Genomic DNA, 13,126 nt, shown 5'->3' on the forward strand with positions numbered 1-13,126 from the left:
TCATTGTATTCGAACAATAATTAATAATTCAATAAAAGTACCGAAACGAATTAGGTTGCGAATCAGGTTAAGAAGAATTTATTTAATTCTATATAGATCATTAACATACGTATTAATCGAAAAATACACATAAAAAAAGAGCCTATTAAGGCCCTTTTAATATAACATTCTAAACCTAATTAAAAGATTCAAAATATCAAAATACAACACGATGTAAACAGTTAGAACATAAAATATAACTTACAGTCCAGCGACTTTGCTTTCACCATCTGTTCTATCTAAACCAAATGCGGAATGTAAAGATTTGACAGATTTATCAAGATATTGTTCTTTTATGAGTACTGATATTTTGATTTCACTGGTCGATATCATTTGAATGTTAATGTTGTTTTCTGCTAACACTTGAAACATTCTGCTAGCAACTCCTGCGTGTGAGCGCATACCAACACCAACTAGAGATACCTTAACCACATCTGTGTCGCCATAAATATCTTTTGCACCAATATCTTGTTTGTTTTGTTCAAGAATACCAATTGCTTTTTCAAAATCAGGACGATTAACAGTAAAGCTAAAATCCGTTAGACCTTGGTCAGATAGGTTTTGCAATATCATGTCAATTTCGATATTAGCATTACTAATCGGCGTTAAAATTGAAGAAGCAACACCGGGGTGATCAGGTACGCCGCGTACGACAATTTTAGCTTCATCTCTATTAAATGCAATGCCTGAAATTACCGGCTGTTCCATGTCGTCTCCTTCGTCTACAGTAATTAAAGTGCCAACGTTTTGGCGGAATTCATCATCAAAACTACCATCTTGCCCTTCATCAAAGCTCGATAGCACTCTTAAAGGAACCTGATATTTACCTGCAAATTCAACGGCGCGAATTTGCAACACTTTTGAGCCTAAGCTTGCCATCTCTAGCATTTCTTCAAAAGTTATTTTATCAAGTTTGCGAGCTTTAGATGTCACACGCGGGTCAGTGGTATATACGCCATCCACATCTGTATAAATCTGGCATTCATCAGCATTTAATGCCGCAGCAAGCGCAACACCAGAGGTGTCTGAACCACCACGTCCTAATGTCGTAATGTCTTTATTTGCATTGACACCTTGAAAGCCTGCAACGACAACGACATTACCTGCATCCAATTCAGACTGAATGTTGGTTTCATCGATAGATAAGATACGCGCTTTGTTATGGGTTTCATCTGTCATTATAGCAACTTGACCACCTGTAAATGAGCGCGCGCCAACCCCTAATTCCATCAGTGCCATAGACAATAATGATATAGAAACTTGTTCGCCTGTAGATACCATTTGGTCAAACTCGCGTGGATTTGGCGTATGGCTAATTTGATTCGCAAGATCAATCAATCGATTGGTTTCTCCACTCATGGCAGAAACAACAACAACGACTTTGTGGCCATTGTCGTGCCAGCGTTTAACACGCTTTGCAACATTCTTGATACGATCAATACTACCCATCGACGTACCACCATATTTTTGTACAATCAACGCCATGTTGAACCCTTTGAATTGATAGTTTAATTTATAAATTAAATGTTAATGATAGTCTTACCGCCTTTTATATGGCCGTAGTGGTTACCATATCTTCAAAAAACTAGCTTATATTATAATAGTTTCAATAGTAGCTTAAATATTAGCTTCTTAATAAATAACGCATCTATTTATGCAGTAACTCAAAGTAAGAGGTGACCATAAAAATTTAGCCATTATTAGAACGTACGTTATATCACAACCCAAGCATAGTCACAAAGATTGAATGAGTAAAATTGATTAAAAATAGTTATTTTAAAACCAACTATTTAAAATATAACCAATCCAAATCAGCTATTATTTTACTTACGCGTTAAGCTGAGATGCTATCCAGTTTGGTAAATCTGTAATAACATTTTCTAATTTATTACTGTTCGGTGCGCCGCCTTGAGCATAATCAGGTTTACCGCCGCCTTTACCGTCAAGCTCACCTGCTAAGTAACGTATGATATCACCCGCTTTAATCTGATTGGTCAATGTTTTACTTACTGATGCTGCCATTGCCAGTTGATCTGTTTTTTCACCAATTAATACGATAACAGTATCTTGTAGTTTGGACTTGATATCATCCATAAGACCACGTATGGCTTTACCATCAATACCAGCAACTTTAGCTATTAGCACTGAAGTTCCTGCGATAGTCTGAACGTTATCAACGAGATTCGCAGCTTGAGCACTCGCAATTTTCTGATTTAATCGTTCAATCTCTTTTTCAAGTTCGCGCTGTTTATCTGCCATAGATTTAACACGTTCGGATACCTCTGGACGTTTGGCTTTAAGCTGATTGGCTAAGGCGGTTAATTGACTATCCGCTTGCTGAACATAACGTAAGGCACCCATACCTGTTAGCGCTTCAATTCGACGTATACCTGCGGCAATACCAGACTCAGATGTTATTTTGAATAAACCGATATCTCCTGTTCGCTGAACATGCAGACCGCCGCATAATTCAATAGAAAAAGGCTTCTCAATGCCATCCTCTATCTCATGCGTACCCATCGTTAACACCCTGACAGTTTCGCCATATTTCTCACCAAATAATGCAGCGGCGCCTTTAGCCATAGCTTCATCAATACCCATATGTTCGATTTGGGTTTCAACATTGGCTAATATTTGCTCATTAACCAAGCGCTCAATAGTGGACAAGTCTTTTAAAGAGACCGCATTGTCGTACGAAAAATCAAAACGGAGGATATCACTACTAACCAGTGACCCTTTTTGTGTTACTTTGTCACCCAGCACCTTGCGAAGTGCAGCATGTAATAAATGCGTTGCAGAATGGTTACGTGCACTGGCTGAACGAATTGCAGAAACAACTTGAGCATCAGCAGACTGATTTTGCTCAATACTACCCATATTTACCACACCATAGTGAATAATAGCTTGGCCAGATTTTTTGGTGTTTTCAACATTAAATAGCCCGGTACTGGTACGAATTTCACCCATTTCACCAACTTGTCCGCCGCCTTCTGCGTAAAATGGGGTACGGTCTAAGACTAAAATAGCTTCATCGCCTTCGTTTAAGGTCGTTACAGCTTTGCCTTCTTGATACAGGCCAATAATATTGGTTTGTTTATCATCAAGACGCTCATAACCAACAAATTGAGTAGGGGTATCTACTTTAATGGTCGCTGAATAATCGACATCAAACTTACCGGCATCGCGGGCCCGTTGACGTTGTAGCTCCATTTGTTCATCAAACCCAGCTTCATCAATGCTAATACCACGCTCGCGCGTTATATCCGCAGTTAAGTCAACAGGGAATCCGTAGGTGTCATAGAGCTTGAAAGCCGCTTCGCCAGAGAGTACGTCGCCTGAATTAAGGGTTTCAAGTTCACTGTCTAACAGACGCAAACCTTGAGCCAATGTTTTGGCAAATTGAACCTCTTCTTTTTCAATTGACGCTTCAATAAACTCTTGTTGCTCGACTAATTGCGGATACGCATCCCCCATTTCTTTAACAAGAGGCGCAACCATTTTGTAAAAAAAGCTGTCCTCAGCACCAAGTTTATTACCATGACGAACACCGCGGCGGATGATACGGCGCAGCACATACCCACGCCCCTCGTTACTTGGTAAGACACCGTCCGCAATTAAGAAGCTTACCGCTCGTATATGATCTGCAATGACTTTTAAAGAAGCTTGTCCTTCATTTTGTATGCCTAATAACTGTGCGGCGCTATTCATAAGATTGACAAATAGATCGATCTCGTAGTTGCTGTGTACCCCTTGCAATATGGCACTGATACGCTCAAGCCCCATGCCCGTGTCCACACTCGGAGCAGGTAACGGCTCCATCGTGCCATCAGGCTGGCGGTTAAATTGCATAAATACACAGTTCCATACTTCGATGAATCTATCACCGTCTTCTTCTGGCGTACCAGGTAGGCCGCCTTCGACGTGTTCACCATGATCATAAAAGACTTCTGAACATGGACCGCATGGGCCCGTATCACCCATAGCCCAAAAGTTATCAGAGGCATAAGGGGCGCCTTTATTATCACCAATACGGATAATGCGCTCTGTAGGCAGTCCAATGTCTTGATGCCATATGTTGAATGCCTCATCGTCCGTTTCATAAATGGTGACATATAATTTGTCAGCATCTAAGCCGAGCCACTCTTTTGAAGTTAAAAACTCCCATGCATACGCGATTGCAGATGATTTAAAATAATCACCGAAAGAAAAATTACCTAGCATTTCAAAGAAGGTATGATGACGTGCTGTATAGCCTACATTATCTAAGTCATTATGTTTACCACCCGCTCTTACACATTTTTGAGAAGAGACCGCACGGGTATAGTCACGTTTATCGATGCCTAAGAAACAATCTTTAAACTGATTCATACCTGCATTAGTAAATAATAGCGTTGGGTCATTATACGGAACCAAGCTCGATGAGGGTACGTGGGTGTGGTCTTTACTCACAAAGTAGTCAATAAATGCTTGACGCAGCTCTGCTGTGCTAAGTGATTTTTGAGTATTGGAGATGTTAGATGTATGAGAACTAGAAGTGGATTGAGTCACGAGTACCCCTTTACAATGGCTTGAAGGCTATAGGTAATTAAGATTAATTAAAAGTTTCCAATGATTTAGAACATACACAAATGATGTCGGTGTTAGCAAAATTTAGCTATGGTTTGATTAGCGTTATTGGCGTTCTTGACACTTTCATTGCTGTAAATTTTTTAATCATCAACAACCTAAAAATTAGTTGGAGTTTTAATTTTTGAACGTATAAAAATAGGTGTATAAAATATAAGGGGCAAAGTTTATCATATTTCACACCAAAACATGAGTATTGCAAAGCACAGAACAGGATAACGGCACATTCTGATTTAGAAAACCAACCACTATCAAGATACATAGTCAAATCAGTAATAATCGCTGATAAATAGACGCTAGTAATCAAGCACTGATAAACAAGCACTGATAAACAAGCAATGATAAATAGGCGCTAATAAATTTAAAGAATTTAAAAAATAGTGCAATAACTTACTCGTTAGTCAAAATAGCAGCATCTGTTTTATCAATATCATCGATATTGTAAGGGGATGATTCGATAACGATGACTGGCATATATCTAAATTGAAGTTTTACCGGTTGGTATTTAGGATATTCTGATAGAATACGGCTATTTATCTTCTGTTCTAAAAAATGGGCATCATAGGGCGTAGGACGTGTTTCACCGCGCATGACCGCTCTGACAGTTTGATGATCCTCTCTTGATAAAAACTGAGTGACCGCCAAGGCATTACCTTTATCAATAAAGTAATTTTCAATACTTTCTTTAACTTCATTTTCAAAAATCTGTCTTTTTCTAACTGTATTAAAGTTAATTGTTAAATATGCACCGATGCCAACTAACAATAATAAAGGTACGGTATTGCGACGAAAAAATGCAACGATTGGACTGCTCTTATAATCATTATCGACCAATCTGCGAAAACCTGAGAACCATAAGACCAATGCATTAGTAAGCTGAATGGCAATAATATTAGTAATGGCCAGTATTAATGCTCCCAATCCCAAAGTATTCTCACCGTGGGCAAATAATATACCGCTAGCGGCCAACGGAGGAACCAATGCGGTAGCAACTGCCACACCTACTACGGCCACAGACAAATGCGGCGAAATCATCGCATACGCGCCTGCCGTACCACCGGCAAGTGCAATCATTAAGTCCATAGACGTAGGCTGCGTACGTGACAGTATTTCATTAGTCAGCGGAGAGTCTTGGTGCATGAATCCAACAATATAGCCGATAAGCACGACCATAAAAGCACCTGAAGCTACAGTTAATAGGGATTTTCGCAAAAATGGCATGCGGTAATCAATAATGGCTAAGGCAACCCCACTGATAGGGCCTAACATCATTGCCACTAGCATTGCACCGATGACAACGGCAGCTGAATTAATCACCAAACCGTAGCTCGCTATAATGGCAGAGAGTGCATTCATTATAAAATACATGCGGTTTGGTAACGCGTTTGCTTCAATATCAATGCGTATGCCAGGGTAGTCGATATCAACTTTACTTTTCTGCTCAGCTAAGAACTGTTTGTAAGATTCAAGTTGTGATTCTTTTTCTATTTTTTGCTTTTCTTCCTCAGTTAGTTCCTTATCGTCATCTTCCTTATCGTCATCCGTCTTAGCATCCTCGTTCTCTATAACGTCATCTTTAACTGGTTCTTCATTATTGCTCTCGTAGTTATCTTTCTCATTCTTGACTTGGTTGTTTTTTATAGGGGCATCATCATCAGATTCACCATTACTAGAGTCATCGATTTCTTCATCAGATTCTATTTGTTCAAAAAGCGCATTAGATTCAGTCGAACTAACTTTCTTAACTTGCGTACTGGTATGATCCGATTGAGCGCATTGATCTGAAGTTTCTTTGTTTACTAAAGAATGTTTAGAGGCTATGTCAACATTTTTAGTCGCAGACACAGATGCTATGTCTTGTTGAGAAGTATCTGTTGAAAGACTGTCTGATTGTTTGGCTGTATTATTGCCATTGGCAGTTTTTATTCTATTGCTATCAGACGTATTATCGGATGCAACTGACTTCTTTTTTTTCTTTTTGTGAGCTTTGGCATGGACAGGATCAGCTACTTGTTTAGCTAAATAATCTAACCTCGCTTGCTCTTCTTTGGACAGATCTTCATAAGTTGTAGTTGTATCAATAGTGGGCGTATCAATAGAAGTATCCTTACTATCGAGATTATTATCGTAATCACTACCGGGTTCAGACGAGTTTGTTGAATCAGAAACGTTAGCATTAGAGTCACTAGATTGTTCAGAATCTATTTCTAGATTGTTATTGGCATTACTTTCATCATATTGTGTCTGTTCGGTGAATTTAATAGGCTCGCCAACGTCGACGTCATCTTCGTAACCGTTTTCATAGTCAGCCTCATCTTCAACCGGTTCTTCTGCAACCGCTATGTTCATCAAAGGTTCATTTATATAATCTGCATCAATAATAATAAAAGGGCAATGACGATGTATTTTTTTATTAGGAACAGGCTTATAGCTATTATGAGATAAATCATAATGAATTGAATTGGGTGCGAATTGAAAGTAGGGTGCTGGAATGTAGGAGGAGTTCGACATTCAATGACCTAAAATATGATTTGAATGAGTAGAATATAAAAGAAAATTCAAGAAATTATATTATATTGATGGAATTGCCTTAACTATAACATTTATAGTAGTAAACGTAATATATTTATATCGACTATATAAGTGACAAAATAAGTGACAAAAACTTTTAAAAACCTTAAAGAAAATATGGATATAGTGTATAACTGTATTATAATAAAGATATACGATACAACATAATATATTATTCATTAAAACTTGTTATTTCTACAAAGGTGAGGAATTCGAAATGAACTGGCAACTACTTAGTATGATTTGGAGTATGACAGCAACTGTTCTTATTGGCGTATTTATGATTGCTGCACTGGTGATGGGTTATGATGACATACCTCATATTATTGGCGTCGCTATAGCCGGGGTTTTATTAGCAATACCTGTTGCCTTGGTATTAACGAAAAGAATTAAACATATAAAGTAATTACTAATTAGGTCTAATTAAACGAGTCAATTAATATACTTATATCACTAATTGACTTATATACTATTTGACCTATATAAAAGTCAAATGGTTGCCTTAATAATTAGACAGCCAACTTATTATGAGTTGGCTTTTCTATTTTTGTTCAACATAATAATTACCTATTTAAACCGTTAAGCGTGGGTCATATTAGCATTGAGTTTTTATGAATCTGCATGAATCTGCATAGTATCTTTAAACTTATTTAATTTTAAATAAAGAAACAATCCATAGACTATATTTATAACACCCGTCACTAAAAATAGCTGAGGTAGAGATAGATTTATAACATCCAAAATAAGTATGGCAAAAATTGCTGAACTCACCATAAATATGGCATTGAATATATTATTTGACCCTATAATTCTCGCTCTATGGCTAACAGGAGAATAGGCCTGCATCGCTGCGTATAAAGGTACAATATAAATACCTCCGCTAAACCCTAGTAGAAATAAATCTGCAAATACTCGCAGACTCCCATTTGATCCTACCAACTCTTTAATGCCTAACAAGCTACTTGAGTCGATATTAACGGAGGATAAAGATAAGTATAAATCTATAGCAAATAAACTTAATCCTGCCATACCAAAAGGTAGTAGCTTAAAGCTCACTTGATTTTTGGTTAACGTTTTACAAATTAGCGAGCCTGAAGCGACGCCTATAGAAAACAAAGTGAGTAAGAAGATTACAACGGACTGATTGCCATGCAGGATAACTTTGCTAAACTCAGGGGTCTGGGTTATAAATGTTGCGCCATAAAACCAAAACCAGCTGTTACCTAGAATGATAAAGAATAACAAAGGCAGACAGTACAGATATTTAGTAGTCTCCATACTGGTACGCCAGATGTTCCAATCAATATTGATATCAGGCTCTACAGCAGGCATTTTCGGAATATATTTACTGGCAGTTAACCCCATAAATGCGATTAAAATAGCCGCGCCACTCACCCAAACTAGATGGTTGTCCATTTGAGTAAATAAGCCAGCGATTATCATACCGAGCAAAATTGACATCGACGTACCCGTTTGAAATAAGCCATTTGCACCTACCAACTCGTCTTTATGCATGGCTTGCGGCAAATAAGCGTATTTAATGGGTCCAAAAAAAGTAGATTGTGCACCTAATAAAAATAACGCAACAAACAATAGCCAATACAGCTCAAATATAAGTCCAATAGCGGCTAGCACCATAATAATAATTTCTAAAACTTTGATATACCAGGTTAACCGCGATTTTTCATATTTATCTGCCAGTTGTCCTGCTAGCGCTGAAAATATAAAAAAGGGTAAAATAAATAACATCGCCGCAAGATTATTCAGTAAACTAACAGAGGCGCCCATCTTGTCTGCCGCACTGTAAGTCAAAACCAATAACAACGCTTGTTTAAAAAAATTATCGTTAAAAGCACCCAAAAACTGCGTTAAAAACATGGGTGTAAAGCGTCGGTGCTTAAATAAACTAAACTGTGAGGCCATAACGGCTTCCTAATATGATTTCAAATTTGTATTCTAAATTCTCTGACTGAATAATTTATGCAGCTGAGGTATCATAGCCACAATTTATCATAACTACATTAAGATTGTTTTTAATTTTTGAAATTCAGCTATCTTATAAGGGTTTATTGTTAATTGGTTTTAATTTAATATTTTTAAAAATTAAGATTTCACTTTAGAGATTTAGAATGCGTACAAAATACGATACCCCATTTGTTAAACACAATAATGTTAATAAAGTTGATACTAAAATAAATCATAAAAAAGACATGGTCAATAAACACCATAAAGGCGAAATAATAGCTGCTAAATCCCCCCGCTATTTGGTACGATCTTCCTTATTGCCAATTTTTCCAACCTTACCTTTCAAATACTCTACTCTAGCTTATGGTCTACTCAGTTGTGTCCTATCAAATATGGCTATGCAGCCTGCTTACGCCGATAACAACAATCAGGTTTCACAAAATTATATTGATAATTTAAGCGAAGATGATTTACAAAACCTTGATGACTTACTTCAGCAACAAAGAGAGGCGGCAGAATCTGCTGATTCAAAATCTGATAATAAATTCACACAACTCGATACCAGTCGAAGTAAAAGCGGCGGCTTCGATAACTATAATCAAGCTAACCTAAACCTAGATGACAGCAGTCAGTATGATGATGAGCAGCTCGAAGAAGCACTGGTTGCATTACGACTAAAACGAGCGGTAGAAAGTGGCATTATTAGCCCTGAGGTTTTGAAAGATTATCAGCGCGAAACGCTTAATAATGAAAGTTTATTTGATCAAAATGCAACTGATAGTGAGCAGTACGAAGCGTTGATAAATAGTAAGTTAGAAAGTGAAGACAATTTAAATCAAACAAAAGACGATAATATTGAAACCAGTATAGATGACAATAACTCTCCAAGAGATTTTATTGATGCGATACAAGAAGTAGAGGATTTTGCAAGCGATCAGCAGTTAGATTCTCCTCAAGAGTTAGAGAATATTCTTAATCAGGTGACCCTAGGGGTTGAAGATAGTTTTGATGCACCAACAGCCCTGCTGGATGATAACCAGCCGCCCATAGGTTTAGACAATAGACCGGATGAGATGGCAGACTTCGTGCCAAATAACCGAGAAATATTGGGTTTAGATATCAGAACACCACTGGTACAACAAGAGGCTGTCAAGACACAAAATGACATTCCTACTCAAGATGTTCAAAACAACCATGATGGCCAAGACAACCCAGATTATCAAGACTTCCAAGGCTACAATGTGTCGCAGAATAATACTGTAGCGTCATCTGATTCATATTCACTTAGTGAGGGCTCTATTAATAAGGAGTCATTAGAGGAATCTATAAATCAGCACACTATCCATGCAAATAGTGATGCTATAGACAATATTATTGATGAAGTGGATAAAGAATTAGGCGATGTGAAAGGTAATGGCCTTAATCCCGACGAATATTTACCCGAATACGATAGCGATGCAAATGGTGGGCTTGATGATAATCAAATTATAGTAGATAGCGGCTATGAGGAAGAAGTCGAAGATTCTGAACCAGGATTTTTTAAGCGTCTATACAATCGATGGTTTAAAGATGGCTACAACGCACTGCCTAAAATTAAAGCCAAAGTTTATGTGCAGCAATCTATCAATGAGTCGCTGCAGCCTGAGCTTGTACGCGCAGATTCTGATGTTCAGCCAATAAGTAATATAAAGGCGGCAATAGAGAATATCACTGTTGAAGCCATCAATGACTTCACAGCAGCGACGCCTAAATTACGTGAAGAAGCTATTGATGCGGCCGAAGCAGTAGGGTATTACGATGTACGTCTACGGTTTAATCGAACAGATAGCGATAAAGTAGATATCATTATCGAAGATATAGGTGAGCCGGTGTCAGTCGCTAGCCGAATTGTAGATATACGCGGGGAAGGTAGTGATCTTAAAGAGTTTCAAGTTATTGAAAATACAGCGTCTCCTCAAGAGGGCGATGTCTTTAACCATGGTATATATAAAAATACAAAAAGTTTAGTAGAGGGCGTTAGAAACAACTATGGTTACTTTGATGGATACTGGTTGAATAAATCAGTAGACATTATTTTGCCCGATGATACAGCAGATGTTGATTTGATCTATGAAACAGGGCAACGTTACAAATTCGACGAGGTGGTTTATTTTACGATTGATCAAGATACAGGCAAGCTGACTACCGATCCTGATAAATTACCTGTTAAACCTGAATTATTACATCAGTTGCATCAGTTTAAAGCGGGAGATTATTTCTATAATCCGCTTATAACAGACTTCACGAATGATTTGTCTGCTACTAGGTATTTTAATGCCGTGAACGTAGAAGTTATACGACCGTCCACGGACAATCCTAGCTCATTGGACTTTGATGAAGATGAAGAAACTAATGACAATAACGAAAATGTGAATGATTCGACTGCGAATAATAACACGGCTGACAATGGGGCTGATTCTTCAGCTCAAGACAACACTTTAGCTCAAAACAATTCAGATCAAAATACGCAGTCAGATTCTGATCAAAACGATTCAACATTAGATCAAGCCAGTTATAGAGAGAGCTTTGAACCTATTGAATATACAGTTGATGAAGAAACCTCTACAAAGCTTGCGAGTATCACTGAAAAGGCAGAGCGTTTGTCTCGTTTGCCTGATGATAGAGTACTAGATGAAGCCGAAAAAGAAGAGGCTAAGAACTTTTTGGGTAAAATATCAAATGCCATCAGTAATTTGGTTGAAAAAATAGTACCTGATGATAAAGATGTATTGGCAGATTCAGATGCCTTACCTGATGATTTAAGCAATACGTTTTTATCAAACCGTATCACACCTGAAGATGTCGCTGAAACAAAATCTGTTCCCTTATATGTATTTGTGATGTCTGATAAACCCAAAGATGTAGATTTAGGTATCGGATATGGCACTGATACGGGCGTTAGGGCTATTGCTCGTTTAGACCACAATCTTATCAATAGAGACGGTTATCAAGCAGGTGTGAGTGTAGGCGCTTCACGTATAAACCGATCTATAAATGTCAATGTAAGACGACCTTGGAAACATCCACTTAATGATATATTAACGGCGAATGTCAGTTATGAGCAAGAAGAGATTAATCAAGGTGAGGGTAATCTTGACCTATCGACTAATACTGTCCAAGCGGGTATTGCACGAAGAATAAGAAAAGAAAATGGCTGGAATAGATCTTATTCGTTAAGGTATCGATTAGATGATTTGGAGAGTGGTGTAGAAGGGGCGGATCGTCAAAACTTACCTGTACCCTTTAATCGTAAAGGGGCAAGCTTTGAACAAGAAGCGCTATTGCTCGGCTACCAAATGGATAAAACCTCAGCGAATAGCAAAACTAACCCCACTCAAGGATGGCATCAATATTATGGCATTGAAGCCGGTACCAAAAGTGTCTTAACAGATACAGATATGGCCATTGTAAGAGCAGGGGTGAGCGGTCTATATAGCTTTGGTGAAAGTGATAAACATCAATTACTTGGTCGATTAGATACGGGTTATATTTGGACAGATGAATTTGAAGCAGTACCCTATAAGCTGCGGTTTTTCGCAGGTGGGGATCGCAGTATCCGTGGCTACGATTACAACAGTCTATCGACTTTAGAAAATGGCTACCTTGTTGGAGGTCAAGTGTTGGCTCTGGGAAGTACGGAATATAATTATGAATTTAAACCAGGCTGGCGAGGCGCTGTATTCGCTGATTTTGGTAATGCATACGACACCAGTTTCGAGACTGAGACTAAACTTGGAGTGGGTTTCGGGGTACGCTGGGCGTCACCCGTTGGAATGGTTCGAGTCGATCTTGCAGCAGGTGTTTTAGAAGACAGTATTCCAGTACGTTTGCATCTGTTCGTAGGTTCACCGCTACAATAAAAGATTTGTCTATGACTTATTTTAAT

General features: G+C 38.1%; 6 protein-coding genes. 2 read left to right on the forward strand and 4 right to left on the reverse strand.

Annotation, left to right across the window (positions count from 1 at the left end; translation table 11 throughout):
- Positions 1-240 precede the first annotated feature (240 nt).
- The 3 genes from AC21OH_RS03145 to AC21OH_RS03155 form a co-directional block, all read right to left on the reverse strand.
- Positions 241-1,524: an aspartate kinase gene (locus tag AC21OH_RS03145; RefSeq protein ID WP_487371298.1), complete on the reverse strand. Its 1,284-nt coding sequence runs from the start codon at positions 1,522-1,524 to the stop codon at positions 241-243.
- 342 nt (positions 1,525-1,866) lie between these two features.
- Positions 1,867-4,551 (reverse strand): alanine--tRNA ligase, encoded by a 2,685-nt coding sequence (gene alaS, locus AC21OH_RS03150; RefSeq protein ID WP_487371299.1) that lies wholly within the window; start codon positions 4,549-4,551, stop codon positions 1,867-1,869.
- 504 nt (positions 4,552-5,055) lie between these two features.
- Complete coding sequence (locus AC21OH_RS03155; protein WP_487371297.1) at positions 5,056-7,176, reverse strand: DUF389 domain-containing protein; 2,121 nt, start codon at positions 7,174-7,176, stop codon at positions 5,056-5,058.
- A 277-nt stretch (positions 7,177-7,453) separates the two neighbouring features.
- Here AC21OH_RS03155 and AC21OH_RS03160 point away from each other — a divergent pair, with 277 nt between their 5' ends.
- Positions 7,454-7,642, forward strand: coding sequence for a hypothetical protein (locus AC21OH_RS03160; protein WP_486535321.1), 189 nt, complete (start codon positions 7,454-7,456; stop codon positions 7,640-7,642).
- A gap of 203 nt (positions 7,643-7,845) precedes the next feature.
- Here the strand turns inward: AC21OH_RS03160 and AC21OH_RS03165 are convergent, their stop codons facing one another.
- Positions 7,846-9,159: an MFS transporter gene (locus AC21OH_RS03165; RefSeq protein ID WP_487371296.1), complete on the reverse strand. Its 1,314-nt coding sequence runs from the start codon at positions 9,157-9,159 to the stop codon at positions 7,846-7,848.
- Between the two features lie 206 nt (positions 9,160-9,365).
- On the opposite strand from AC21OH_RS03165, the gene AC21OH_RS03170 reads away from it, so the two are divergent.
- Positions 9,366-13,100, forward strand: coding sequence for an autotransporter assembly complex protein TamA (locus AC21OH_RS03170; RefSeq protein ID WP_487371295.1), 3,735 nt, complete (start codon positions 9,366-9,368; stop codon positions 13,098-13,100).
- Positions 13,101-13,126: the final 26 nt, after the last annotated feature.

It is taken from the genome of Psychrobacter sp. CX10, from assembly GCF_057621575.2.